The sequence below is a fragment of the Methanogenium sp. S4BF genome (assembly GCF_029633965.1).
Taxonomy (GTDB): Archaea; Halobacteriota; Methanomicrobia; order Methanomicrobiales; family Methanomicrobiaceae; genus Methanogenium.
The window spans coordinates 1,516,938-1,541,804 of record NZ_CP091277.1 but is presented as its reverse complement, the minus strand read 5'-3'; the positions used below and the strand labels follow the sequence as shown (position 1 = coordinate 1,541,804).

Below are 24,867 nucleotides of genomic sequence, written 5' to 3'. Positions count from 1 at the left end.
TTATGCCACCTCCCGCGGGTCGGTGATTGCCCCTTTGACGGCACTCGCCGCGGCAGTGGCGGGTGAACAGAGGTAGACCTCTGCCTCAGTGCTCCCCTGCCTGCCGCGGAAGTTGCGGTTTGAGGTGGAAAGGGAGACTTCACCCGGTGCAAGGAGGCCGAACGCCCCGCCCATGCACGGGCCGCAGCAGGGTGCCATCACAAGGCCGCCTGCCTCAACAAAGATTGAGATGAGGCCTGACCGGAGTGCCTTCATGTATTCGGTCTTTGAGGCCGGCACAATGATGACGCGGACACCGGGGGCAAATTTCCGACCCCCGAGGACGTCTGCTGCCTCGGCGAGGTCTTCAAAGCGGCCGTTGGTGCATGACCCGATGAAGACCTGGTCAATTGGCGTGCCCTCGTACTTTGTTACATCCCTCACATTGTCCACATTGTGGGGGGCGGCAATCTGCGGAACGAGGTCTGCTGCATCATACTCACGCTCCAGCACATACGCCGCGTCCTCATCTGCGGCCAGGTCAAACCAGCTTCCGTCTGTGCGCCCGCCGCAGTAAGTGCGGGTCACCTCGTCCGGTGCAACGATGCCTGCCTTGCCGCCCATCTCAATGGCCATATTGCAGCAGGTCATCCGGCCGGGGACTGACATCCGGGATATGGTGTCGCCTGCGAACTCGACTGCCCGGTAGGTGGCGCCGTCCACCGTGAGGTCGCCGATCATCGAGAGAATGAGGTCTTTCGGGCCGACGCGGTGCTGGAAGGTGCCGTTTGTGGTGAGCTTCAGGCTCTCCGGGACGCGGAAGTGGAGGGCGCCGTACTTCATCGCAAAGCCCATGTCGGTTGACCCGATGCCGGTTGCAAAGGCGCCGATGGCCCCGTAGGTGCAGGTGTGGGAGTCTCCGCCGACGACGATGTCTCCCGGACGCACCCGGCCCTTCTCGACTGCCACCTGGTGGCAGACGCCCTCGTGAATGTCGTAGTTTACAATTCCCTGTTCGGCAGCAAAATCCCGCATGAACTTCTGGTTTTCTGCTGCAGGAATGGAGTCGGCCGGGACCTGGTGGTCAAAGAGCATAATAATCTTTGAAGGGTCAAAGACCGTTGTTCCGTCCATTTCGCGGAACTTCGTGATTGCAAGCGGGCCTGTGATGTCATGGATCATGGCCGCGTCTATAGGGGCCATCATAACGTCACCTGCTGAGATCTCTTTCCCGCATCTGCGGGAGAAGATCTTCTCTGTGATTGTTGCTGCCATTGGCTAATCGTTACTACGTCTGGTATTTGAAAGTAATCAACCCTCGGTGGCAAATCAGTCTTATTTAAATATCTGGTGCATGCCTGGCATATTCTGGTGCATGTTCCGCCGGGGTGCACGGATAACCCTGTGGACTCACGGTGTCGGAAATCTCGAGCGGCATCTGCCGGGAAACACCGTCTGATTGATGTGAGGGTAGATCCAATATCTGGATGTGACCGAATGATGCACACCACTGCGGATATGCCGGGGCAGTACGGGTGACTGACATTTGGCAGCACTGTTCATGACGGGGGGTCGTTTGAATATGGTACAGGAAAGAACGCATCAAAAGGCGGCGGGAAAGCATGCCGTCTGTCTGGGTATGCTGGTATGCATGGTGGTATGTGGTGTAATGGCCGCGGGGTGCTCCTCGCTTCCCACCAACGGCACCATACCATCGCTTGAAGAGGTCATCGTGATTACGGCGGGTTCCGGAAATGTCGGGGCAAATTTTGCGTCCTATCCGGTCACGGTTGAGAATGTCGCATTTTTTACCGTGAAGGATGTGCGCCTGCAGGCAGAGCTGCTGGATGTGGCAGGCGGGAAGGAGACCGTCATTGCCACACAGGAGATTGATGCCGGTTCGTTTGCCCCCGGAGAGGTCCGGACGGTGAATGTGGAGTTTAAACTCATCAAGCTCACCGGGAAGGATGTGGAGCTCAGGGTGACGCGGGTGGAGTGAGCGTCGATGAACGGGGCCTGTCCGGTCCCTTTTGGCCCCTCCATTCCCATCTGATTCCATCCGTTTCCGGGAAACACTAAAATTGTTGCAGATGAAATACGTTCAGGCACAGAATGCAGCGCTGCTGTGTCCGTATGTACCCCCGTGGTGTAGTGGTCAATCATACCAGCCTTTGGAGCTGGTTACGGCGGTTCGAATCCGCCCGGGGGTATCCGTTCTTGTTTGAATTATTTTTACGTTGCCGATACCGCTCCTTTTCAGACGTGGGAATTCGACAACAGGTGCAGATCGGCATCACATCTCACACCACGGTTTTCCTCCTGTTATTCTGTGCCGGGCCGGGAGGACTTATTCTCTCTCCCTCTCATACCATCATTAATGTATAATGACCCGAATCTCTCCTGGTGTGAATTTAAATGATACATATCAGGCGCAGAGATGAGCTGGACTTTGGCTATGAATTGTTCATCGCCGCGGTTTCGATACTTTCGGTTTTCAATATGGTCATCTCCTATATCCCGGGAGTTGTTCTGGATGCAATCAATGTTATCTTCATCATTAACACTGTGCTTACCCTGCTCTTCATCTATGACTTCTGTTTCAGATTCGCCACAGCCCCGTCCCGGCCACACTACTTCTTCCGCAATTATGGCTGGGCTGACCTGCTGGCTGTCATACCGATGTTCCGCATCTTCCGGCTGTTCCGGATCTACAAGGCGTACCGTGTCGTCCACAAATACGGAGCCAGGTATATCGTAACGTATCTTTCGAGGAACCGGGCCCAATCGGCATTCTATATCCTGGTTTTAATGGTTATCCTGATCATCGAATCAGGGGCGTTTTTGGTCCTGCAGGCGGAGCATGCGTCACCGGATGCGAATATCATCACCGCCAGTGATGCGATATGGTGGGCATATGTTTCCATCACCACGGTCGGCTACGGGGATCGGTTTCCCGTGACGCCGGCCGGCCGGATGGTGGGAATCCTTGTGCTGACCACAGGAGTGGCAGTCTTTGCGACGTTTGCCGGCTTAATATCAAGCAAACTGCTGGCACCCCCGGAAAAAGAGGATGAATCACCGGAACAACCCACGGTGGGTGAAGATCAGGCTGCCCGGTATCTTGTGGAAATGAAGCAGCTGATCACGGAACGGGAGATGCTCGAAAGGGAGATCACCAGCCGTGTTGCTAAGCTGGAACAGCTGCTGGAAAAGGGTCAGTATCAGTCTGGAGATGATGGTGAGGATGACTGAAGGTTCCGGTCGCTTCTATCGGGAAATGGTGCCTCTCCAACCGACACATCTGTTCTCACAAACCAGACACGGGTATTTAACCGATGCCATCCATCTGATTGCTATCCGTTGCGGGGAGTGAATATATGAAACGAAAAATAATCAGCATCGATGAAGACAAATGCACGGGGTGCGGCGAGTGCATCCCGGACTGTCCGGAAGGGGCTCTTTTGCTCATCGACGGAAAGGCACGGCTGGTAAGCGATCTCTTCTGTGACGGCCTCGGGGCCTGCATCGGCACCTGCCCGGAGGGGGCTATCTCTGTTGTCGAGCGGGAAGCAGAGGCATACGATGAGCAGGCCGTGATGGCGACCATTGTGAGGCAGGGGGAGGGTGTTATTCGGGCTCATCTGGAACATCTTGCCGGCCACGGACAGACGGAGCTGTATCATCAGGCAATCGCATACCTCAAAGAGCACACTATTTCTATCCCCGATCATAATGCGGCGGAATGCGCTCCGAAACCCGGACCGGGCGGCACACATTCGTTTGCCGGGTGTCCGGGGACAGCAGCACAGAGCATTGCACGGGATATGCCTGGCGGGAACCGTGCCCCTTCCGGTGATGCGCCGTCCGAGCTGCGGCAGTGGCCGGTGCAACTCACCCTCCTGAATCCGGGGGCACCGTATTTTGACAACGCCGACCTGCTGATCTCTGCGGACTGTGTCCCCTTTGCCTACGCCGGGTTTCATGCAGAGCTCCTGCGGGACCGGATTGTGATCATCTTCTGCCCGAAACTGGATGCTGATATTGACAGATACATCACAAAACTGGCGGAGATCTTCACTCTTCACACGATCAAATCCATAACCATTGCCCGTATGGAGGTGCCGTGCTGTGGCGGTGTGCGGTATGTCGTTGACCGTGCACTGGAAAAGTCGCGAACGACGATTCCGGTAACCGAGAAGACGATTACCATACAGGGGAAAGTGGTGTAGCTTTTTTTCCATCTGATTTCGACTCATCGTCTGTGAGCTGGTCCTACGGCGGAATTCAGGATGGTGAGACAGACTTTCATCTTCCCTTCCCATGCCTCCGGGGGAGTCTGCACCCCCACACCCGGCAGATAAGAAGGATATTAGCGAGGAGGAGGATGAGAATGACGGCAATGCCTGCCGCCTGAGCGGGCGTGCCGATGAACTCTGCTCCCGGAATGATGCGTGTCCCGGAGAAATCCACGCCCGAAAGCAGACGGAAGCCGGTGGTGATGACGAGGACTGCGGGGATGACGTATTGGCAGAGGAAAATGACAGCTACGGTCAGGCGTCCGCCTGCATTGATCTCCGATTCGAGGACGCTTCTCTTCAGGAACCAGGTGAATACCACCGACATCAGGAGGGCCGCAATGGGAATGCCGAGGGTGCCGACGGTTTCGTCGAGATAATCGAGCACCCGGACGCCGGTGAAGGTGAGGTTCGCTGCACTATAGCTGAGTGCCGAAGGGAGGCCGAGTGCGAGGATGCCGGCAGTGAGGAGGATGGTGGTCCGCCTTCGTGTCCATCCCAGCGCCTCCCGGAGGGCTGCAACGTTTACCTCCAGCATGGAGACGGCCGAGGTGACCGCCGCAAAGAAGAGCACAATGAAGAAGGCGACGGCAAAGAGCTGTCCGCCTGGCATCAGCGCAAATGCCTTCGGGAGCGTGGAGAAGGCGAGTTCTGACCCGATGGCAGGGGTAAATCCGAACGAATAGACGATGGGAAAGATGACGGTGCCTGCAAGGAGTGCAACCATGAGGTCGGCTACGGTGACGATGAGAGCGGACGGGGGAATCCGCACACCCGCAGGCGCGTATGCTCCATAGGTGAGGAGGATTCCCTGCCCGACGGAGAGGGAGAAGAATGCCTGACCGAAGGCTGCACTCCATATCAGCGGATTGGTGAGTACGGAGAAGTCCGGGGTGAGGAAATAGTGCATCCCGTCCGCAAATCCGGGGAGTGTCGTCCCGATGATGGCCATCACGAGAAGGATGATGATGCAGAACGGGACCATCACGAATGATATCTTCTCAATCCCCTTTCTGACACCGATGGATACCACAATACCTGTCACGAGGGTCGCGATGATGAAGAAGACTACGGGCTCGTAACTGGTGGTGAACCGGGCAAAGGTTGTTACCGTTCCTGTTGCGGAGAAGAGGGCATACGCCAGTGTCCAGCCGGTGATCACGAGGTAGTAGCTGAGGATGATGAAGAGGATGGCGCAGAGCAGCCAGCCAATCACGGAAAATCGCGGCCGCACGCTTCTGAAGGCGGAAACCACGGTCTGCCGGAAATGGCGGCCCATCGAGATCTCGAGGATCATCAGCGGCATGGCAAAGAGAAAGACCGCGATGAGATAGGGAATAAGATAGGCACCTCCGCCGTTCTGTCCGACCACGGCGGAAAACCGCCAGATATTGCCGATGCCGACCGCTGTGCCTATCGCTGCCAGCAGAAATCCGATTTTTGACGACCATTGCTCCACAGAGTCACCCCCTGAATGGAGGATGATGCCGTTTCGGGATATAGCTATGCCCGTCGTTTGGGGTATGGGATGGTATGGGATGTCAACACGGGGCAGCGCCACTCCCTGTTCCGGCCTCAGAATCTGTGATTGTTTCTTCACGCCACTTCTTCTGCATCCAATCCTGACCGGGATCTGTTCTCCCGGAGGTTTCTCCGGATACACCGCCGCTATTTATATCTCCTGCGGTGCAGATCACTCCCTATCCACATGACCGGGAAAGAAGAGATACGTGGGACGGACAAACCAGACCCTGAAAATACCCCGATAACAGAGATCATGGAGGTGAATTTTGCCCAGGTGCATCCGGAGACGCCGGTTGCCGATATCTACCGCTCATTTACTCAAAAGGGGTGTTTTGACATCATCGTGTGCGATGAGGAATGCCGGTTTCTGGGCATCATCACCCGCATGGACCTTCTCTCCGCAATAACACCGGGTATGGGTATCCGGAGCCGGCGGAAACTGGGATGTCTGGAGTGTCTCCACAAGAGTGCGGCCCTGCATGCCAGTGAACTGATGACCCGCAGTCATGTGACGGTGCCGGACACCGCCACCATCGCAGAGACGCTTCAGGCGATGGAGAAGAACCGCCATCCTGATGTGATTGTGGTGGATACGGACGGCATTGCCCTTGGTCTGGTGGAGATGTGTGATATTATTGCGTTTCTCGTCCGGGAAGGGGAGATCTGATCGAGAACCTCCGCAGGATGGTCCCAGCAATCCACCCGTAATATCCGGATAGAAAACGTGGTTCGTATGAAAATTCGTCTGGATGTATATCAGAACGGGTGCTCCGTCCTCACCCCCCTCATCTCGTGTATTTCCCGTGTTTTCACCCTCTCGGATCCCATTTGTTATGGAAATTGGGGCGTAAACCGGGCATATTTGCCGCTTGTTTTTACTGGTGGAGAAATTCGGCTGTAATGCCTTTTATTTGTTGAAAATACCGTTTAATGCAGACTATTGAACGCACATGTTTGTCTGATATTTTTTGGGGTATACGGGTATGTCTCAGGTTGAGATCGGCCCGCTCCGGGCATCTGTGAGGGTGTGGTTTTTCTGGCTAATCCGGGTTTATATTACGATTAAGATGGTATTTATGGCTTATTTTGGGCATGTGATCTCATTATCTCTTTTATCCGGCTTCAAGGATCTCAGATGATCTTTCCCGGGCCGTTTTGTTATTGATTATCCTTTCAGGATGTGTCCTTTTCCGCAATTTTTGCCCATACAAATCCCTGTTTCATCAGAAGAGGGGTGATGATGATGGTTGCTATCACCATCACGGTCACCGCCGAAAAAAGGGCACTGTTGATAATTCCTCCCACGAGTGCCACCTTGGCGACCACGAGGGCGATCTCTCCTCGTGGCGTCATCCCGAGTCCGACAAGGAGTGCCTCTGCTTTGGTGAGGAAGTGGAAGGAGCCGATGAATCCTCCGATGATCTTTCCGCCGATGGCCACTACAATGATGGGGATGATATAGGGGGAGAGGAAGGTCTCCCACGTGAAACTGAAAAGAAGACCGACGGATGCAAAGAAGAGCGTCACAAAAAATCCGAACCCGAAGTCCATCAGGCTGTCGAAGAGCATCCGGTCTTTTCGGATCTGGTCCCCGAGGATGAGGCCCGCGATGAATGCACCGATGGAATAGTGAAGTCCTGCTGTCTGGGAGAGGTAACCGCTGCCAAGGGCGAGGATGATGGCAACCGAATAGACCATCTCATGGGTTTCGGTCTTTCGTGCCAGACTGAAGAGCCAGGGCAGTGCCCGGGGCGCGATAATGACGAAGAGCACCAGAAACCCGATGGCGATGAGCATTCCGGCTGAAAGGGAGCCTCCTGCAAGGGTGGTGCCCTGCATCGCCACCGCAGAGAGGATGCCTAACAGGAAGATGCCGATGATGTCGTCAAGGACGGCGGCGCTGACGATGGCGGTCCCGAGGACGGTGTTTAACTGCTTGTAATCGACGAGAATGCGGACCGATACCCCGATGGAGGTGATGGAGAGGGCAATTGCAAGGAAGAGCGTCTCCGCCTGTGAGAAGTTCAGCAGGTATCCCAGCAGTATTCCGCCTGCAAAGGGGACGATGACGCCCGCAACCGCGGTGGTGACCGCGACATTTCGCCGTTCCAGAAATGATTTCAGGTTCATCTCCGCACCGCTGACAAAGAGCAGTGCGATGATGCCGATATCGGCAAAGACTTCGATCGTCTCGTTTGTGGTCACCCATCCCAGAAGGGAAGGGCCAAGGAGAACGCCTGCTGCAATCTCCCCGATGAGTGCCGGGTAGCCCGCCCGCTCCAGCAGCTCGCCAAAGAGCTTTGCACAGATAAGGAGGAGGAGGAGCTGCAGGATGACGTCCATTCAATGGACTATCCGTTGTATGGGATAAAAAAGTGAGCGGGTATGAGAGTATAAGAAATGACGCGGATGCCGTATGGGTGTTCCCCTCTACGGAGAATCGTCAGTTTACCGGCTCAGGGCTCAATAGGTGGTATCACCTGAATGGTAAACGATAGCTGATTTGTTATCTCCCTCACCCCAGCCCCACATCCAGCATCATCATCACCACAAAGCCGAGCATTGCCCCGAAGGTCGCTGCATCGGCATTCCCATTATGCTGGGACTCGGGGATGACCTCTTCGACGACCACAAAGATCATCGCCCCGGCGGCGAAGGCAAGGGCATAGGGGAGGACGGGACGGGCGATGATGACTGCCGCCGCTCCGATGACGGCTGCAACCGGTTCGACCAGGCCCGAGAGCTGCCCGTACCAGAAACTTCTCAGTGTTGAAAACCCCTCCCGCCTGAGCGGCATCGAGATGGCCATCCCCTCCGGGAAGTTCTGGATGCCGATGCCGACGGCAAGAGCGACGGCCGCAGCCAGCGCCTCTGCCGGATACCCGGCGGCAAGGGCGCCGAATGCCACACCAACGGCAAGGCCCTCGGGGATGTTGTGCATCGTTATCGCAAGGACAAGGAGTGTGCTCCGGGGCCATGATGTGGAAATCCCTTCTGCATCTTCCATGGGAAATCCGATATGGAGGTGGGGGAGGATCCGGTCAATGGAAGCAAGGGCCACGCCCCCCAGGATGAAGCCGATCGCAGCGGGAAGCCATTCGGGAATACCCAGCTCCGAGGACAGTTCTATTGCCGGCAGAAGCAGGGACCAGAAACTGGCGGCGATCATCACTCCGGCGGCAAACCCCAGCATCACATCGAGAAACTTCTGGTTCACTTCCCGTGTCAGAAATACCGTCGCCGCCCCGAGTGCTGTCATCCCCCAGGTGAAGATTCCTGCGGCAAGCGCCTGTGCCACGGGACTGAGTGTCAGGAACATCTCCCACATCATGGCTCACCCTGTCTGATATTGTGCTGCGTTTTGAAGATACCAATGGCCACAAACGGGATGTCCGGATGAAAAACGGGACGTGCGTAAATCCGGATTGCCTCAGGTTTTTGGGCGTGGTTCATAAAAATGGGATGATGGGGCCTGCTCTTTTTTCTCACCGCAGGAACTTTGAAACAAACGGTGATGTCTCCCCCCGCCTGAGGAAATGCCCGGACGGCCCCTCACCGAGGAACTCTGAGAACCATGACTCGTGTTCAATCTCTTCATGCAGAATAGAGAGTGCAAGGTCATAGGTCCGGTGATCCTTTCCTGCGGTCAGGTTGCAGATGTGGGTATACTGCCGCACCGCACACTGCTCTGCCTGCAGGAGCACTTTCAGGATTGCCATCACATCGGCCGGGTCCGCCGGAAGAGGCGCCGGCGGGCAGCCGGAGATGTTGTGGAACGCTACCATGTCATCCGGAAGTTTTCCTCCCAGTTCGTAAATCCGGGGAACCAGTGCCTCGAAATGGTTCCGGTCCTCGATACGTGCGGTTTCAGCAATCTCTTTGAGATTCTCCCCGTCAAGACCAACAAGGTTGACCCGGAGAATCGTATAGTAATAGAAGGTTGTCAGCTCTGCTGCCGCATTTTTCACCAGCAGATCAACAAGGTGATCGACATCGACACCGGCATCTTCAACCATTTTTCGTGTAACTGTTGCCATTACTGTTTCACCCCCATGAAACGATGGTTACTATCTCTCAGGACTGAAAAAGGTATGGGAGGCCTCGCAGTGCGTCCCGGATGATAGATCCGGGTCAACTGTTCTGTAAGGCATCATCCGGGATTACCGTTTGTGGTGCAGAAGAAATGAGACAGGAATGACAGGAGCAGACAGCCCGTTGGCTCTTCCCGGGTGTGAACTGATAGGTGATGTCCGGTGTTCAGCCATTTCGTATTTGTTTTGTCCTTCCCGGCTCTTCAGACAGTATTTTCCATGAAATGACGCCATCCACCGGCCGGCACGGTCAGTTCAAAACAGGCCCCCTCCCCCGGCACTCCCGTTTCCCGGATGGAGATCCCCGTCAGGTCGAGAATATCCCGGACCAGGAAGAGGCCGTGGCCATGCCTCCGGTTGTATTTCGGCTGCAATATTGCCTCCTTCTTCTCTTTGGGCACACCCGATCCGTCATCTGCGATGGCAATACAGAGTTCCCCTGCCGGTGTCTCACGGGTACCGACAGATATCTTCGTCATGCCTTTGGCATGCACAAGGGCATTTCTGAAAATATTTGAGACGGCAAGTGTCAGCAGTTGGTCGGCATATATTTCGAGAGGGGAGACATCAACTTCAACACGAATTTCCTTTGGGACGTTCATCTGCTGGCAGCCCTCATCAATGACCTGTCTGACCACCTGCCACTCCGGCGGTAAGTTCCCGAGTTCCTGATATTCCTGAGTGAATTCGACCTCGCGTTCAATGCGGGTAATAGCCTCCTCCACATAGGTGAGGCAGGGTGTCACGCTTGCGGGGTAATCCGCCTCATTGAGTTCAAGGTAGCCTTTTGCGGTTAACACATCGTTCAGGATGTCATGCCGGGTAATCCTTGATAACAGGCTGAGTTTGTGGTTGGCAAGCCTGAGAGCATCATCTGCCCGCCGGCGTATCGTGACATCCTCGACAATGCCCAGAACTCCGGTCACGTCGCCGTCATTAAATAGGGGTGCAATCCGGTAGCTCAGACAGGGATCGTTTCTCCATTTGCTTACATACTTCCGCTCGCCCTCAAAAGGCCGTTTTTCCATGATCGCCGTCTGGATATCATTGCTGATCCCCGCTTCCCGGAGAAGTGGGTGACTGAGCAGATTGATTTGCTCTGTTGCCTCTCTGGATGGTGATCCAAGGATCCCGATGATCTGCTGATTGATATAGGTGATATTACCGGCGGTATCGGCCTGGATGAGACCGATGGGGATATTTTCGACCAGGGTGCGGTATCGTGCCTCATTCTCCCGGAGTGCTCCTTCTGCCTGCTTTCGTGGTGTGATATCCCTGACGACCACGATGATGGTGACTCCATTCTCCCGGAGGTTCAGCGATGCTTCAAACCATCTTGTTTCATCACCGATTGCAAGTGAATATTCATAGGTCTGTGGCTCCCCGGTTGTTCGCAGGATTGTTGTTGCAGCGCTGTGCTTCTCGTAAATGTATTGCGGCAGCACATCCCTGCAGTGTCTGCCGATGAAATCCTGCGGGAGTACGTAAAGTTTCCCCTTATTGTAATGAATGCCGACAAACCGGTCATCCGCGTCAATGATAAGGATTGGGCTGCTCAGGGAATCGAGAAGGGTCCGGTAGTTCTCCTCCTGCTCCCTGAGAGCCTCTTCCATCTGTTTTCGTTCGGTGATGTCAATAACAGAAATCAGCCCTGCCGTCCTGCCCTGGTATTCTGTCGTACTCCCCATGAGATGAACCCAGACTTCCTCTCCCGTTTTTCTCAGGATCCTGAAATCATAGGCCTTTTCGGCATCCCCTCCCTCTGCTCTCAGTCGTCCCCGTCGCTTCACCATCTCCCGGAACTCCGGCGCAACAAATCCCCAGAACTCCATGGCACATATTTCAACAGCCGAATAGCCGCACATCTCCTCAGCCGCCGGGTTTGCATAAATCCACCGGTCGTCCTGGTACAGGAGGATGGCTACTGAGGTGGAATCTGCGAGATCTCTGAATTTTGCCTCGCTCTCCTCGAGGCGACGGTTCTGTTCCTCAAGTTTTTTAACGGCCTTCTTCATCTCTGCATAGGCTGTCCGGGCTTTCTCCTCGGCCCTTCTCTTCTCCACTGCATGAATGATTTTGGACTTCAGCTCGGCAAACTGGGACTTTGGGTCCCCTCCCTTCTGGAGATAAAAGTCAGCCCCCAGATTGAGCGCCTCAATGACAACCTCTTCGCGCCCTCTGCCGGTGAGGATAATAAATGGTATGGGAATCCCCCGTTCCCGGATTTGGGAGAGCAGTGAAAGGCCGTCCATCCCCGGCATCTGGTAATCAGAGACAATGGCGTCAAAAGAGTCCGCTTCCAGTAATTCGAGAGCTCTTTCTCCTGATTGTGCTGTTTCTATGGAGAAAAGTGCTTCCCGCTCCAGAAAGAGCATTGCGATATCGAGCAGGGCCGGCTCGTCATCCACCAGGAGGATCCGGATGGGCATATATGGGAATGGGAGTGAACAGATAATAGAACTGCCGTTTTTACCTTTCCTTTTGTGATCCCTTTATTCAATACGGGCAAAATCCGGTGAATTTATCCTCTGTTCGAATCTTTTTTGTGAAGAGCTCCATTTTGCTCTGCCTCCCCCAAAGGATTATTGGCCTTCTCATACACAACGCATATCTATGAAGATTACGGCAATCTGCGGTGCAACTGCTGCCATCTGTATCCTGGCACTGGTACTGGGGGCAGGGTGTACAACTGACCGGCAGCAGGAGATTGCGCAGCCGGGTGGAACGGCCGGTGAGAATTCCTATACAACGGTTCTGGATGCGGGAGCACTTGATGCACGGCTGGAACAATATCCGGTGTCTGCTCTCTCTGCAGCAGAGGCGTTGGATATCCTCTACATGCAGGAAGAGGAGAAACTCGCCCGTGATGTCTACCGTGTATTCTCTGATGCATGGGGTATGCAGATCTTCAACAACATCGGGGATGCTGAACAGACGCATCTGGACAGTGTAACCGTTCTTATCGACCGGTACGGACTCGATGGTGCGTCAGCAACTGCCGCACCCGGTGTGTTTGATCATGCCGAACTGCAGGCACTCTATGATGATCTGACAGAAACCGGCCAGCGGTCCCCCGAAGATGCCATTCGTGCCGCCGCTCTTGTTGAAGAGACAGATATTGTGGATCTCCGGGATGCGATGAGCCGGACGGACAAAGAGGATGTCCGCTATGTCTATGACAACCTGAAGCGGGGCTCGGAAAATCACCTCCGTGCCTTTGTGAGAATTCTCGAACAGCAGGGGGGATCTTATGCACCCGTGATTCTGACACCTGCTGAATATACCGAGATTATTACTACTGCTGTTCGTCCGGGTGGGTTTACCTGATTCTTGGGCAACAGGCCGGTGCGGGGCGTCACGCTGTCTGCCATTCACCCCCCCCATCCGTATTCAGGGAGGGCCGAACGAATTACCCGGCCGGCGGAATGATCCGCCCCGCATGAAATCACCCGGCACAGAATGCATGATTCCTGCCATTCTGCTCTTTTCCGTCACTCTGCCATACATGACACTATAATTATATATTATATCGTGCAATTGTCCCCCGATGGCATTAAAGGGGGAAGTCATTGAAAAAATTGCGGCACTATTGACCGTTGCCTTTGGTCTGGTTGCTGCTCTTGCATGGAACGGAGCAATTCAGGCAATCTTTAAAGCAGTATTTGGGGAGGCGGAAAACATTCCTGCAATGCTCGTATACGCGGTCATTGTAACCATCATCGCAGTGGTTGTGACAATCTGGATTGGGAGGCTGTCCGAAAAGGCCAAAGGTGAAGAAACCGCCTGAACCGCAGGTTTCACCAGTATTCTTTTCCCCCCTCTCTTTCTCTCATTTTTCTCGCATCTGTCCCGGAATGAATGAAGGGATAATCTGCGGCGGTCTTTCGTTTGTTGAATCTGTTCAGAAAAAAAATAGTTTTTCGGGTGCAAAGGATGGAGTATGCAGATGGCTGACGAAGGGGCGGATGCACTGACGGGCCGGTTCTGCGAATCACTCGGCGCCGCCAAACTCCTGCACCCGGCCGACCTGCCCGTCACTGAGGCGCACCTTGATGCCGTGCGGGTGTGACGATGAGTTTGTGAGAATATCCTTTACAATCCCGTCTGTCAGTTTTCCGGTCCTTTGGTCTTTTTTCAGGACAATCCTGACTGTATCTCCCGGGGCGATATTCCGCCTCTGCCTGCCGTCACGTTTTTTCTCCATCTTCGATGTCTCTCCGTGTAAGATATGGTACAATCCGTGCTTATTATTTGCAGTATAAAGGGAAAAGAGTTCAGGCAGATGCAGGTGCTGCATGTGTGCCCTCTTCTCAGGGAAGGGCTCTGGGGGATAGTGCGGCCTGTCTGGCGGGTTCGTTCACGCTGCGATGGGCTTTTTAGATGAATTTAAATAGTGCTGTCGTATTTTGATATATAAATTGTATCTTGGTCAATTGCATTGCTGGGCAAAGGTTTAATATCAATGTGGGTCTAGTATGTGTGTTGACTTCACTGCCTGTCCGGGGGGGATGGCAGGGAAGTCAGTTTATCTGTTCTGATTTTGTGCATCCGGTTTCTTTGCGCAGACAATGTCCTATTCCGGTTTTTCCCGCTCCGGTTGCCTCGTATGAATCCGGAACGGGGGGTGGATTGGTGCCACATTGTGATAGTCCGGACGGGTTCAATCCTGATTCCTTTCTGAAATGCCGTCCGTTCAACAAAATATTGGATAATACTGATTATTTGGCTGTTTCGTCCGGGTTAATTATGGTATTCCGGCAGATCAAAGTATTAATACTATCCCTTCCTTAGGACTGGTGATGAAATATGAGAGCTATCAGAGTTCTCTGACCGATGCGAAGATACTGATTGTAGAGGATGAAGTCATCATCGCAATGGCTCTCGAAGATTCAGTCCATGACTTCGGGTATCTGGTTGCCGGCCGGGCAACAACGGGACCGCGGGCAATCGAACTTGCCATGGAGACGCAGCCGGATCTGGCACTTGTTGATATCCGCCTGAATGGTGATATGGATGGTGTTGAAGCAGCAGAGACGATATCAGGACGGCTAAAGATTCCGGTGATATTTCTTACTGCCTACTCGGATGAGGAGACGCTCTCACGGGCGATAAAAACAAATCCGTATGGCTACCTGATAAAACCCATCCGCCCGCGGGAACTCTATACCACCATTGAGACGTCTATCTACAAGCATCGGGCAGTTGTGGCAGAGGAGGCCCGTGTTGCCTGTCTCTCTGCTGTCACCTCAAAACTGGAGAATCCGGTGGAGCAGGTCAAAGCCAGTCTCGAAGGTCTTGTGGGGAGCATACAGAAAGGTGAGATGGACCTGGACGATGTGGACATCATCCTGCAGGCACAGGTGGATGAACTTAATCGGGTCAGAACAGATCTTCGTGAACTCAATGATACCATATTCCGTGCCTGACACATCCCTTGTGCCATGCCGGTACCCTATCTATTTTGATGCACCACAGGGAATGGTACATATACAGGTCATGAAAAAAGGAAATGACATGGCAGTGCCTCCGGCCGGATTGTATGAGCCGGTATACCCGCTGAATCTGGACGCCACACTCTCCTGCGGTCAGCTCTTCCGGTGGAAGAAGGTGGGGGATACCTGGCAGGGGGTGGCGGACGGCAGGGTCATCACCATCCGGCAGGAGGGAAACCTCCTCTGGTACACCGGCTGTTCTGAGGCATTTCTTATTTCGTATCTTCACCTCGACAGTGACCATGATGCTATTGTATCCGGATTCTGCTGTGACTCCCATATCACGGCGGCAGTCTGCCGGACCGGCGGCCTGCGCATTGTCCGGCAGGACCCATGGGAATGTCTCATATCATATCTCTGTGCCCAGAACGCGAACATCCCGTTTATCACCCGGATGATCGAAAACCTCTGCCGGGCCGCGGGGGAACCGATTCCGGCGGCAGACGGGACCGTGTGGTATGCCTTTCCCACACCCGCAGCCCTCTCTGCCCTCACTCTGGAAGAGAAACGGGGGTGCACGCTGGGATACCGGGCCCCCTATATCCACAAAACCGCAGCAGCCATCGCGGCTGACCCCGGATGGGCGGACCGCATCCGGGAGATGCCCTTTGAAGAGGCGCGGCGGGCGTTAATGGCCTATCCCGGCATCGGCCCGAAGGTGGCAGACTGTGTGCTGCTCTTCGGGTTCCAGAAATACGAATCCTTCCCGGTGGATGTCTGGATGCGCATGATCATGCACCGCCTCTATGGCATTGGCAACCCGGATCTTTCTCTTACACCGGCAGAATACGAGCGTATCCGCCGGTTTGCACAGGAGCATTTCGGGCCGTATGCCGGGTATGCACAGGAATTTCTCTTTGCCGTCCGCGAAACCTATGCAGACGGGAAATTCTGAAGGCAAAATCTCTGAAAATGCCGGGGGTGCCTTAAAAAAAAAGAGTATTTACGTGCCTGCTGTCCAGGAATGCAGGTATGTCTTCTGTTCTTCTGAGAGTTCATCGATGGTGACGCCGAGGGATGCCAGTTTGAGATGTGCGACCGTTGCATCAATCTCGTAGGGCACTTCATAGACACCGCCCTTCAGGCTGCCCCCGTTTTTATACATGTACTCCGTGCAGAGCGCCTGAAGGGCAAAAGAGAGATCCATCACTTCCACAGGGTGCCCCATGCCCTTTGTGGTGGCGAGGTTAACCAGCCGCCCTTCTGCAAGCACACTGATGCGCTTTCCGTTCACCAGATAGGTGTCGATGCTGTCCCGTCTCTCTTTTCCTTCTGCATGCTCTTCCAGCCATGGGATCTCAATCTCCACGTTGAAGTGGCCGGCGTTTGCGAGAATCGCACCGTCCTGCATCAGCGGGAAGTGTTCGCCTGTGATGATGGAGGTGTTGCCGGTCGTGGTCACAAAGATCTCACCGGTGGCCGCGGCCTCTTTCATCGTCATCACGTGGTAGCCGTCCATGTGTGCTTCAAGGGCACGGCGGGGGTCCACTTCGGTGACAATGACCTTGGCACCGAGGCCGTGTGCCATCCGTGCGAGGCCCCGTCCACAATAGCCGTATCCTGCCACCACAAACCACTTGCCGCCGATGAGGGTGTTCGTGGTGATCATGATGGAGGAGAGGGCGCTCTCCCCGGTGCCGTGGATATTGTCAAAGGACCGTTTCATCGGGGTGTCATTCACCGCGATAACCGGAAATTCCAGGGCCCCTGCATCTGCCATCGCCCGCAGGCGCTGGATGCCGGTGGTCGTCTCCTCGCACCCGCCGATGATGGTATCGAGCAGATCACGGCGGAGTGTGTGAATCCGGTGGATAAGGTCCATGCCGTCATCAATGGTGATATTCGGGGATGCGTCGAGGACCCTGTCCATTGCCGCATAATACTCGTCCACGCCGCATCCGCGGGTTGCGTAGCAGTGCACGCCCGGCACCCTGCCGAGTGCCAGTGCAACATCGTCCTGGGTAGAGAGCGGGTTGCACCCGGTGATATGCACCTCGGCCCCGCCGGCGGCCATTGTCTCGACAAGGACGGCGGTCTTTGCCTCCACGTGGAGGGCCATCCCGACAGTTGCCCCTGCAAGCGGCTGTTCCTTCTCGAACCGTTTGCGGATCTCCGCGAGGACCGGCATATACTGCCGTGCCCATCCCATCTTCAGTTCTCCTGAGTCCATGGTCATATTCACTAGTCCTGTCAATATCGTAGGTTATGGCGGTTTAAGGGACTTTTTATTATACGTATGCCGGAGGGGGGGCGTGCCTGATGATCTATCGTCAGCGGGTGGAGGTGTGGCCGGTCAGCCGCACACCGCAGGGAACTTTCTCCCGCTCCCGTCTGCAGGTGTCTGTGTCGGCCGCCTGATACACAATTATCATATGCCCCCCGTACCCACGTTGTACTACGATGGCACTCACCAAACGTATCATTCCCTGTCTGGATTTAAAGGACGGCAGGGTTGTGAAAGGGGTAAATTTTCTTGGTCTGCGGGATGCCGGTGACCCGGTGGAGCTTGCCGCCCGGTATAATGAGCAGGGTGCCGATGAGGTGGTCTTTCTGGACATCACCGCATCAAAGGAAGCCCGCGGCATCATCATCGATGTAATCGAGCGTGCGGCAGATCAGCTCTTTTTGCCGCTCACGGTCGGCGGCGGCATCCGGTCGATTGCAGACATCCGGGAGATTCTCCGGGCAGGCGCGGACAAGGTCAGTATCAATACCAGTGCGGTGCAGCATCCTGAACTGATCTCAGAAGGGGCAGTGATGTTCGGGTCACAGTGCATTGTTGTCGCAATGGATGTGCGCAGGAACCCTGAGATGCGTGAGGGTGCAACACCTATCACCATGCCGGACGGGGCAGTTGTCTGGTATGAAGTGGTCATCTACGGCGGCAGCCACCCGACAGGCATCGACGCGGTGGAATGGGCACAGGAAGTCGAGCGCCGTGGTGCGGGTGAGATTCTTCTGACATCCATGGAAACAGACGGGGTAAAACAGGGATTCGATGTGGCGGTGACGGCGGCCATATCCGATGCCGTCGGCATTCCGGTGATTGCGAGCGGCGGCGTCGGGACCCTTGAACACTTCTATGACGGGTTTGCGGTAGGCCATGCCGACGCCTGCCTTGCCGCCAGTGTCTTCCACTTCGGTGAGATGACTGTAAAAGAGGTAAAAGAATACCTCAGAGACAGGGACGTCCCTGTACGCATCTGAGATCAAATTCCATTGCGCAGACGGGTGCGTCCAGTTCAAAGGCCCGGATGGCATCCGGGGTTAATTCCCCGAATACCCCTGCTTTTTTGCCGTTCACCATGATATCAGCCCGGCGTCCGGGGATGAATGCCGGATCGTCTGACTCATCGACCTCATAAGCGATATGCATCTCCCGCATCAGGGCGTCTGCACATGCATAAATCTCTGAGAAGTCTGCTTCCGTGTGGATACTCACTGCGGCCACCTTCTGGAAGGTCTCCTTTTCCTCCACACAGTCGCCGATGGCAAAGAGGCGCTGCGGCAGTTCACGGTGGTGGTTAATCTGGAGGGTCTCAACGAGCATCGGAAGAATATCGGTGCGCATGATGGTCTGCTCCTCTGAGATCGGGCGCTGCAGCCTCAGCACCCCGGGATTTACGTCACGCTGCATCGCGGTGTAGAGCACCCGTTCGTTTGTGAGCGTGAAGGGCATCATCTCCAAAAATCCGAGACCTGCAAGAATCTCACGCACCCCGTCCAGGAGCACCATCACCGGATGGGGTTTTCCTGTGGTGAATGACTCCGGCAGGGCGGCGTCGAAGTTCTCGAAGCCGTAGGAGATTGCCACATCCTCAAAGATGTCCCAGTCGTGCATGATGTCGGCCCGGTAGCAGGGCACGGTGACCCGCACCTCCTCTTCTCCCTCGGGCTCAGCCCCAAACCGCATGGTCCGGAGATGGGCGGCCATCTCCTCTGCAGTGAGGCTGATGCCTAAGAGACGGCAGCACTCGTCGACACTGACGGTGCGGACCGAGGGGGTGAGGGAGGGCATCGGTGCGCCGTCCACTTCAACGCTCTCGATAGTGGCACCGGCATCCGCAAGAGCGGTGCAGATATTGTTGACCGCGGTCATCACGGCCTTCATATCGGTACCCGTGCAGTCCAGCAGGATATTCTTCGTTGCCGTGGTCACCTTTGTGCGTTCGCCGTTGATGATGGGCGGGAAGGAGAGGACATTGTCCTCTGCGTCCGTGATGAGGGGGAACCGCTCATAGTCACGGACGAGGTGGGCATAGTCCACACCCTTCGGGTGGCGGTCGAGGATCTCCTCCATCGTCATCTCTTCATCGAAGTCGAGGGGCACAAAGGCGCGGTCACGCGGCGCTGCCTGGTAGTAAAACGGCGGGGTGACGGTGTCCAGATCGTGCACACCGATTGCCACCTTGCCGCGGCCCCTGCCGACTGCCCAGTGCAGGGCTTCCTGCAGGCCCATGAGGCTCTCGATGGCCTCCTCAGTCAGTGAGACATTGCGGATGACCGCTGAGCCCAGGAAGGGCCGGATCTCTGCCAGACCGGGGTCAACCCGGAAAGTGATGCCGGAGGGGGTCACCGGATATTCATTGATGCCCTCTTTGAGCCCCAGAAATCCCTGCATTGCCCGGGCGACACCTTCGGTGGAGAAGAGGTCCGGCCGATCCGGGAAGAACTCCACGTCGATATGGTCCTCTTCGATACGCTCAATGTCGGCGCCGATCATCGGCACCCGGTTGATGATGGTCTCACGGTCGGTGCCGGTCAGTGTCTCCAGGTACTCATACGGCAGTCTGATGATTGGCATTAGTCTCTCCCTCCCTGCATCATGGGTGTGTCCCGTATCCAGTCCACATCACTGCGGTAGAGCTGGCGCAGGTCACGCAGCCCCATCTTCAGCATGGCCACACGGGAAACGCCGAGTCCCCATGCAAGCACCGGGTATTTGACGCCCCATGGGTCGGTGACCTCCTCGCGGAAGATGCCTGCGCCGCCGAGTTCGACCCAGCCGAGGCCGTCCACATAAACCTCGGGTTCAACCGAGGGTTCGGTGTACGGGAAGTAGGCCGGACGGAAACGGACGTTCTCGAATCCCATCCTCCCGTAGAACTCCTTTAAAAATCCCATGAGGTGGCGGAAGGAAACTCCGTCGTCCATCACAATCCCCTCCAGCTGCTCGAACTCCGGGGTATGGGTGGGGTCGATCGCTTCACGCCGGTAGACTCTCCCGATGCAGAAGGCCTTCACCGGGTCAGCGGGATGGTCCTTCAGGTACTGGATGGAGAGGCCGGTGGTGTGCGTCCGCAGCACATTGGTCTGCGCCTTGGCAGGGTCCCAGGTGCCGCCCCATCCGGCAGACGAGGTGGCGCCGCCGAATTCATGCACGTCGCGGACCGCTTCCCAGTTCTTTGGGAGCGGTGTGGTGCCGTCCAGAAAGAAGGTGTCCTGCATCTCGCGTGCCGGGTGGTCCTGTGGCTGGAAGAGGGCGTCAAAGTTCCAGAACGAACTCTGCACCACACCACCGTACATCTCGGTGAATCCCATCTCAAGGAGCACACTGCGCATCTCATTGATGAGACGCTGGTACGGGTGAATCTTGCCGGGGATGATGCGTCTGGGCAGTTTGTCCACGCTGTAGCGCCGGAGGTTCAGGCTCTTCCAGTCCCCGGAGAGGATCTGTTCGCGCGTCAGGGTGCCTGTCTCCTCTCTCAGGTCAAGACCTGCCTCGACAAGGGCTTTTCCGGTTTCGGTGATGGAAACCATGTAGGAGATGGTCTCGGTCTCTTCTGCAAGGCCGCGTTTGACGAGCTCAAGGACGCCTTCCCTGCTTGCGGCAGGGTCACGGAGCGCCGCTTCATCTGTGCCTTCCGGTGCCTCGCCGGTCTTTATGACCTGTCCCTTCTCGATGGTGACCCATCCCTTCTTCTTCATCCAGCCGATGGCAATGCGGGCGAGCGGGTGTGCCTGCATGTCCTTCATGCTGATCTCATGCCGGAATGAGGCGTAGACCTGCCGTTCGGGCAGGCCAAGGGCGGCATACTGCTGTCCTTCCGTGGTGAGGGAGTAGCTGACCGTGATGGTCCGGTCAAGGGTGGCAATGCCCTTTTCTGCACAGAGGTGGGCAAACTGGACCACCGCTTCTGCGGTTGTGTTCAGTTCGCCGGCAATTACCTCTGGTGTGGCCTCTTTTACTGTGTTTAAAACCACCATCAGGCGTTTTTCATTATATGTCAGTTCCGCCATTATCTTTCATCCACCTTGTGTTCTGCTTCATCCATCCGTTCATTGAAGTCTGAAAGGAATTCCCTGACCCGTTCGTAGGTCGCCTTCTTGCAGGTGCCGCACATCAGTTCGCCCGCCCTGCACGCCCGGCAGATCTCGGTGAGTTCATCGTCATCCTCCACCATGTGGAAGAGGTTGAGGAGATAGACCGAGCACTTCTCCGGTTCACCGCCGAGCCGCTTCTGTTCTTCAAGGGTCATCCGGCCGCCGGTGAGGGCGCCCATCACCTTCTTTTTGACTGCCTTCTCCGTGTCGCAGAAGCCGATAAAGCTCTCCGGGACACTCGATGACATCTTGCCGCCCTGCAGGCCCTGCATGAAGTAGTGGTACGTGGAAGACGGGGTGAAAAACCCGTATCCCCCGAATTCAATCTCGATGGCCCGTACTGCCGCATCCACGTCAGCGAGGCTGCAGCCTTTGATGTCCACATGCCCCTCGTATTTTTTTGAGCCGGGGAATGCGGCATGCACAGCGGCGAGTGCTCCTTCGGGTGCGTTTTTGGAACGGACACTCACATACCCCTCCCGCATCTCGACCGTGAAGAAGCGCAGTTTGTAGGCGACGTCACGGGTGAGGCGGATGTGGGGGTCCTGATCAATGCCCACCGGGACGATGGTGGGTGCGGGTCCGGCGGCAACCTGGGGGAAGAGGATGTCTGCGACCTGCGTTGCGACACTCATTGCATGCGCAAGGGCGGTCTCCTGTCCGAACCCGTATATTGCCTGCATATCGGAGAAGTTCATCTTTATGGCCGCTTCAAAGGCGAGGTCCTTGAGACGGTTATTGGTGCTCTGGTAGTAGGTCTCTCCCTCATACCCCAGTGCATAGAGGCAGGTGAGGTATTCCCTGCCGTATTCATTGCATTTGTCCCATGAGATACTGCGCACGGCATGCGCTTCACGGTCAGCGACTGCCACATATCCGTTTCCTCCCTGCTGCACGTGCCAGACCACCTCCTTCATCACCATCAGGTGCCCGAGGTGGGGATGCCCGGACGGCATAAACCCGGTCAGCACATGAAAGGGGGTGCCATTGTTCATGGCATCCACGATGGGGCGGTAGTCACGGTGCCCGATTACAATGCCCCGGCGCAGAAATGCAGGGGGATTTTTTATTTCCGGGAGCACAGGCTCAATCGGTTCGATTCCAAACTCCGTGAAGAGTTTATCCGTGTCGATGGACTGGTTTGCAGACCATGGGTTGATCTCCGACTGCATAGAAACAGATCACTCACAATTTAATTCGTGCAAATTCAATGAATTCAATACCATTTTGTTCGGTACATGCAAAAAGCATCTTCTTCCGCACGCTGTGTGCAAGCCGCACCGAACGAGAGATCACGCTCATCGGGAGGGACGCATCAGCAGGAAGGGCGTGGACCAGGAGTTCTGAGTGCTTCTTCTCTCCGGAGTAGACACGGAAGTGATGGCCGAATTTATAGGCGGTACGGGGGGTGTGGCCGCGGGTGCGCAGGTATGCATAGACCTGGGACTTCTCTTTCCATTCCGCGTCCTCTACCGGTATGTCCTTTCGGATGGCAGCCCCGTTCTCTTCTCCTGAGATGGTGAGACACCCCTCGTCAAGCAGGTACAGGGTCTCCATCGGGGAGAGCATCAGGCGGGTATTGTCAAGTTTTGTCCCAAACCACGACTGGTCGGGGAATGCGGCGGTGTCCTGGGTGATGACGGAATTTCCTGCACGAATGGCATTTATCGGGGAAATCTCCGGTGCCGGGCCTGCTTCTTTCAGGGGTTCGGTCTTCACATCATAGTAGGTGAGTTCATCCTCGTCATCGACTGCGGCAAGCACAAACTGTTTGCGCATATGCGACGCTGAGGCCACCTCATCTGCGAGTTCACGGAAAGTAATGAGATCGCGCTCGGAGAGCACACGGATGAGATAATTTGTTCTCCCGGTTCCTGGTCTCTCTCCCCGCCGGAAGACCCGGAAGTCATGGGGGCCGGGCAGAATAACATACCCGCGCTCCCGCATGTCCCGGTAGACCAGAAACCGCCGCATAAATCCGGACAGGGATGAAAATTCCGTTATCAGTGACTCAAATGTCTCACCGGTGACGATGATCTTCGTCTTCAGCACCAGGTAGAGGGCCTCTTCCGGAGATAGAATGAGCCCGTCGTCTGTCTTCCGGCCATATCCGCTCTGGTCATACAGCATATGTCCGTCTATTCCGAGCACCACCGAGGTGCCGTCCCGTATCGCCTTCACTGCCACTAAAATTGGGGATGATATCTTAAATAGTTGGGCAGGGAGGCACACCCTGAGACCGGTGTCCGGCACATATGAGCGCCGGCCATCCTCCCCTCTCTCGTGCTATTCTCCCGCTATTTTCCGGACGCAGGCAATATTGCCGTAGTCGTCCCTGCGGTCGTCTACCGGTGTCTCACAGATGAACGGGAGGTCATGCAGCGCCGGATGAGTGACCACCGACCGGATGCCTTCCACACCGATTCTGCCGAGGCCGATATGCTCGTGGCGATCACGCCTTCCGTCAAGTTCGGATATGGTGTCATTGAGATGGATGACCTTCAGGCGGGAGAGGCCGATAACGGCATCCAAATGCTTCACGACGGCGTCTGTGGCTTCTGCGGTCCTGAGATCACAGCCTGCCGCAAATGCGTGGCAGGTGTCAAAACAGACGCCGACAGGTCCCTGTCGCCCGACTCCCTCCATGAGGGCGGCGATCTCTTCAAAGGTGGTGCCGATGCTGTTCTTTGTCCCGGCCGTATTCTCAAGGAGAATCATCACCTCTCCTTCAGAGGCATCCGCTCCCCTGCCGATCGCGGTGATGGCCCGTTCCCGTGCCGCAGCAGCGTCACTGCCGAGGCTGCTGCCCAGATGGGTGACCAGATAGGGGATGCCCAGCATCCGGCAGCGCTCCACTTCTCCTTCTATCGCTGCCACCGTCTTCTCCCGCACATCTGCCCGGGGAGTGGCGGGGTTGGGGAGGTAGGGCATGTGGGCGACAACAGGGGCGATGCCGCTCTCTGCTACGGCCAGCCGGAAGGCCGCGGCGTCCTCTTCTGTAAGTGGTTTTGTCTTCCAGCCGCGGGGGTTGGAGGTAAATATCTGGAAGGTGGTGCAGGTGCGCTCCTTTGCTCGGGACACGGCCTGTGCAAGCGACCCGGCGATGGAGACGTGACATCCGATCGTGATCATGGCTGTACGGAATGGATCTGTATCCGGCGG

The 24,867-nt window shown here is 55.8% G+C and carries 22 protein-coding genes and 1 tRNA gene; 10 read left to right on the top strand and 13 right to left on the bottom strand.

The window, feature by feature from the left end; translation table 11 throughout:
• Positions 1-1,254 carry a 3-isopropylmalate dehydratase large subunit gene (locus L1S32_RS07400; protein WP_278154385.1) on the bottom strand — a complete coding sequence of 418 codons (1,254 nt, stop codon included), beginning with the start codon at positions 1,252-1,254 and terminating at the stop codon, positions 1-3.
• Positions 1,255-1,561: 307 nt separating this feature from the next.
• Between L1S32_RS07400 and L1S32_RS07395 the strand changes: the two genes are divergently transcribed.
• The 4 genes from L1S32_RS07395 to L1S32_RS07380 all read left to right on the top strand — a co-directional run bounded on the left by L1S32_RS07395 (position 1,562) and on the right by L1S32_RS07380 (position 4,208).
• Positions 1,562-1,978: a hypothetical protein gene (locus tag L1S32_RS07395; RefSeq protein WP_278154384.1), complete on the top strand. Its 417-nt coding sequence runs from the start codon at positions 1,562-1,564 to the stop codon at positions 1,976-1,978.
• A 138-nt stretch (positions 1,979-2,116) separates the two neighbouring features.
• Positions 2,117-2,189, top strand: a tRNA-Gln gene (locus tag L1S32_RS07390).
• Between the two features lie 205 nt (positions 2,190-2,394).
• Positions 2,395-3,231: an ion transporter gene (locus L1S32_RS07385; protein ID WP_278154383.1), complete on the top strand. Its 837-nt coding sequence runs from the start codon at positions 2,395-2,397 to the stop codon at positions 3,229-3,231.
• Positions 3,232-3,356: 125 nt separating this feature from the next.
• On the top strand, positions 3,357-4,208 hold the full coding sequence (locus L1S32_RS07380; RefSeq protein ID WP_278154382.1) for a 4Fe-4S binding protein: 852 nt from the start codon (positions 3,357-3,359) through the stop codon (positions 4,206-4,208).
• Between the two features lie 76 nt (positions 4,209-4,284).
• Here L1S32_RS07380 and L1S32_RS07375 read toward each other — a convergent pair whose 3' ends face one another.
• Entirely contained in the window at positions 4,285-5,937 is a 1,653-nt protein-coding gene (locus L1S32_RS07375; protein WP_278154381.1) for a sodium-dependent transporter, read from the bottom strand.
• 45 nt (positions 5,938-5,982) lie between these two features.
• Here L1S32_RS07375 and L1S32_RS07370 point away from each other — a divergent pair, with 45 nt between their 5' ends.
• Positions 5,983-6,465 carry a CBS domain-containing protein gene (locus tag L1S32_RS07370; RefSeq protein ID WP_278154380.1) on the top strand — a complete coding sequence of 161 codons (483 nt, stop codon included), beginning with the start codon at positions 5,983-5,985 and terminating at the stop codon, positions 6,463-6,465.
• A 506-nt stretch (positions 6,466-6,971) separates the two neighbouring features.
• Here L1S32_RS07370 and L1S32_RS07365 read toward each other — a convergent pair.
• The 4 genes from L1S32_RS07365 to L1S32_RS07350 form a co-directional block, all read right to left on the bottom strand.
• Positions 6,972-8,141, bottom strand: coding sequence for a cation:proton antiporter (locus L1S32_RS07365; RefSeq protein WP_278154379.1), 1,170 nt, complete (start codon positions 8,139-8,141; stop codon positions 6,972-6,974).
• A 172-nt stretch (positions 8,142-8,313) separates the two neighbouring features.
• Positions 8,314-9,129, bottom strand: coding sequence for a ZIP family metal transporter (locus L1S32_RS07360; RefSeq protein ID WP_278154378.1), 816 nt, complete (start codon positions 9,127-9,129; stop codon positions 8,314-8,316).
• A gap of 154 nt (positions 9,130-9,283) precedes the next feature.
• The gene (gene dps, locus L1S32_RS07355) at positions 9,284-9,835 is read right to left on the bottom strand and encodes a DNA protection during starvation protein (protein WP_278154377.1); all 552 of its coding nucleotides are present in this window, start codon (positions 9,833-9,835) and stop codon (positions 9,284-9,286) included.
• Positions 9,836-10,092: 257 nt separating this feature from the next.
• Positions 10,093-12,318, bottom strand: coding sequence for a PAS domain S-box protein (locus L1S32_RS07350; RefSeq protein ID WP_278154376.1), 2,226 nt, complete (start codon positions 12,316-12,318; stop codon positions 10,093-10,095).
• 184 nt (positions 12,319-12,502) lie between these two features.
• On the opposite strand from L1S32_RS07350, the gene L1S32_RS07345 reads away from it, so the two are divergent.
• Together L1S32_RS07345 and L1S32_RS07340 are read left to right on the top strand one after the other, a co-directional pair.
• A complete protein-coding gene (locus tag L1S32_RS07345; protein ID WP_278154375.1) occupies positions 12,503-13,216 on the top strand; it encodes a DUF2202 domain-containing protein in 714 nt (237 codons plus the stop codon).
• 220 nt (positions 13,217-13,436) lie between these two features.
• The gene (locus L1S32_RS07340) at positions 13,437-13,676 is read left to right on the top strand and encodes a DUF5654 family protein (RefSeq protein WP_278154374.1); all 240 of its coding nucleotides are present in this window, start codon (positions 13,437-13,439) and stop codon (positions 13,674-13,676) included.
• 204 nt (positions 13,677-13,880) lie between these two features.
• On the opposite strand, the gene L1S32_RS07335 is transcribed toward L1S32_RS07340, so the two are convergent.
• Positions 13,881-14,093: a YwbE family protein gene (locus tag L1S32_RS07335; RefSeq protein ID WP_278154373.1), complete on the bottom strand. Its 213-nt coding sequence runs from the start codon at positions 14,091-14,093 to the stop codon at positions 13,881-13,883.
• A gap of 595 nt (positions 14,094-14,688) precedes the next feature.
• Between L1S32_RS07335 and L1S32_RS07330 the strand changes: the two genes are divergently transcribed.
• Together L1S32_RS07330 and L1S32_RS07325 are read left to right on the top strand one after the other, a co-directional pair.
• Positions 14,689-15,315, top strand: a complete 627-nt coding sequence (locus L1S32_RS07330; protein ID WP_278154372.1) for a response regulator — start codon at positions 14,689-14,691, stop codon at positions 15,313-15,315.
• A gap of 52 nt (positions 15,316-15,367) precedes the next feature.
• Positions 15,368-16,276: a DNA glycosylase gene (locus L1S32_RS07325; protein WP_278154371.1), complete on the top strand. Its 909-nt coding sequence runs from the start codon at positions 15,368-15,370 to the stop codon at positions 16,274-16,276.
• Positions 16,277-16,324: 48 nt separating this feature from the next.
• Here the strand turns inward: L1S32_RS07325 and L1S32_RS07320 are convergent, their stop codons facing one another.
• Positions 16,325-17,551, bottom strand: coding sequence for an adenosylhomocysteinase (locus L1S32_RS07320; RefSeq protein WP_278154370.1), 1,227 nt, complete (start codon positions 17,549-17,551; stop codon positions 16,325-16,327).
• A gap of 230 nt (positions 17,552-17,781) precedes the next feature.
• Between L1S32_RS07320 and hisF the strand changes: the two genes are divergently transcribed.
• Positions 17,782-18,588 carry an imidazole glycerol phosphate synthase subunit HisF gene (gene hisF, locus L1S32_RS07315; protein WP_278154369.1) on the top strand — a complete coding sequence of 269 codons (807 nt, stop codon included), beginning with the start codon at positions 17,782-17,784 and terminating at the stop codon, positions 18,586-18,588.
• On the opposite strand, the gene pheT is transcribed toward hisF, so the two are convergent.
• From pheT to L1S32_RS07290, 5 genes are all read right to left on the bottom strand, one after another.
• Positions 18,557-20,185, bottom strand: a complete 1,629-nt coding sequence (pheT, locus tag L1S32_RS07310; RefSeq protein ID WP_278154368.1) for a phenylalanine--tRNA ligase subunit beta — start codon at positions 20,183-20,185, stop codon at positions 18,557-18,559. The genes hisF and pheT overlap by 32 nt on opposite strands.
• Complete coding sequence (locus tag L1S32_RS07305) at positions 20,185-21,621, bottom strand: phenylalanine--tRNA ligase subunit alpha (protein WP_278154367.1); 1,437 nt, start codon at positions 21,619-21,621, stop codon at positions 20,185-20,187. Before L1S32_RS07305 ends, pheT begins: the two co-directional genes overlap by 1 nt.
• A complete protein-coding gene (locus L1S32_RS07300) occupies positions 21,621-22,877 on the bottom strand; it encodes a tryptophan--tRNA ligase (protein WP_278154366.1) in 1,257 nt (418 codons plus the stop codon). The genes L1S32_RS07305 and L1S32_RS07300 overlap by 1 nt, the downstream gene beginning before the upstream one ends.
• A 13-nt stretch (positions 22,878-22,890) precedes the next feature.
• A complete protein-coding gene (gene endA / locus L1S32_RS07295; RefSeq protein WP_278154365.1) occupies positions 22,891-23,886 on the bottom strand; it encodes a tRNA-intron lyase in 996 nt (331 codons plus the stop codon).
• A 105-nt stretch (positions 23,887-23,991) separates the two neighbouring features.
• Positions 23,992-24,837, bottom strand: a complete 846-nt coding sequence (locus tag L1S32_RS07290) for a deoxyribonuclease IV (protein WP_278154364.1) — start codon at positions 24,835-24,837, stop codon at positions 23,992-23,994.
• Positions 24,838-24,867: the final 30 nt, after the last annotated feature.

Bases quoted from the DNA above. Each gene is read 5' to 3' on its own strand.
- L1S32_RS07335 (WP_278154373.1), bottom strand. From the start codon at position 14,093: ATGGAGAAAAAACGTGACGGCAGGCAGAGGCGGAATATCGCCCCGGGA.
- L1S32_RS07350 (WP_278154376.1), bottom strand. From the start codon at position 12,318: ATGCCCATCCGGATCCTCCTGGTGGATGACGAGCCGGCCCTGCTCGAT.
- hisF (WP_278154369.1), top strand. From the start codon at position 17,782: ATGGCACTCACCAAACGTATCATTCCCTGTCTGGATTTAAAGGACGGC.
- L1S32_RS07300 (WP_278154366.1), bottom strand. From the start codon at position 22,877: ATGCAGTCGGAGATCAACCCATGGTCTGCAAACCAGTCCATCGACACG.
- L1S32_RS07305 (WP_278154367.1), bottom strand. From the start codon at position 21,621: ATGGCGGAACTGACATATAATGAAAAACGCCTGATGGTGGTTTTAAAC.
- L1S32_RS07345 (WP_278154375.1), top strand. From the start codon at position 12,503: ATGAAGATTACGGCAATCTGCGGTGCAACTGCTGCCATCTGTATCCTG.
- L1S32_RS07365 (WP_278154379.1), bottom strand. From the start codon at position 8,141: ATGGACGTCATCCTGCAGCTCCTCCTCCTCCTTATCTGTGCAAAGCTC.
- L1S32_RS07320 (WP_278154370.1), bottom strand. From the start codon at position 17,551: ATGGACTCAGGAGAACTGAAGATGGGATGGGCACGGCAGTATATGCCG.
- L1S32_RS07380 (WP_278154382.1), top strand. From the start codon at position 3,357: ATGAAACGAAAAATAATCAGCATCGATGAAGACAAATGCACGGGGTGC.
- L1S32_RS07360 (WP_278154378.1), bottom strand. From the start codon at position 9,129: ATGATGTGGGAGATGTTCCTGACACTCAGTCCCGTGGCACAGGCGCTT.
- L1S32_RS07290 (WP_278154364.1), bottom strand. From the start codon at position 24,837: ATGATCACGATCGGATGTCACGTCTCCATCGCCGGGTCGCTTGCACAG.
- L1S32_RS07395 (WP_278154384.1), top strand. From the start codon at position 1,562: ATGGTACAGGAAAGAACGCATCAAAAGGCGGCGGGAAAGCATGCCGTC.
- pheT (WP_278154368.1), bottom strand. From the start codon at position 20,185: ATGCCAATCATCAGACTGCCGTATGAGTACCTGGAGACACTGACCGGC.
- L1S32_RS07330 (WP_278154372.1), top strand. From the start codon at position 14,689: ATGAAATATGAGAGCTATCAGAGTTCTCTGACCGATGCGAAGATACTG.
- L1S32_RS07370 (WP_278154380.1), top strand. From the start codon at position 5,983: ATGACCGGGAAAGAAGAGATACGTGGGACGGACAAACCAGACCCTGAA.
- L1S32_RS07340 (WP_278154374.1), top strand. From the start codon at position 13,437: ATGGCATTAAAGGGGGAAGTCATTGAAAAAATTGCGGCACTATTGACC.
- L1S32_RS07400 (WP_278154385.1), bottom strand. From the start codon at position 1,254: ATGGCAGCAACAATCACAGAGAAGATCTTCTCCCGCAGATGCGGGAAA.
- L1S32_RS07385 (WP_278154383.1), top strand. From the start codon at position 2,395: ATGATACATATCAGGCGCAGAGATGAGCTGGACTTTGGCTATGAATTG.
- dps (WP_278154377.1), bottom strand. From the start codon at position 9,835: ATGGCAACAGTTACACGAAAAATGGTTGAAGATGCCGGTGTCGATGTC.
- L1S32_RS07325 (WP_278154371.1), top strand. From the start codon at position 15,368: ATGGTACATATACAGGTCATGAAAAAAGGAAATGACATGGCAGTGCCT.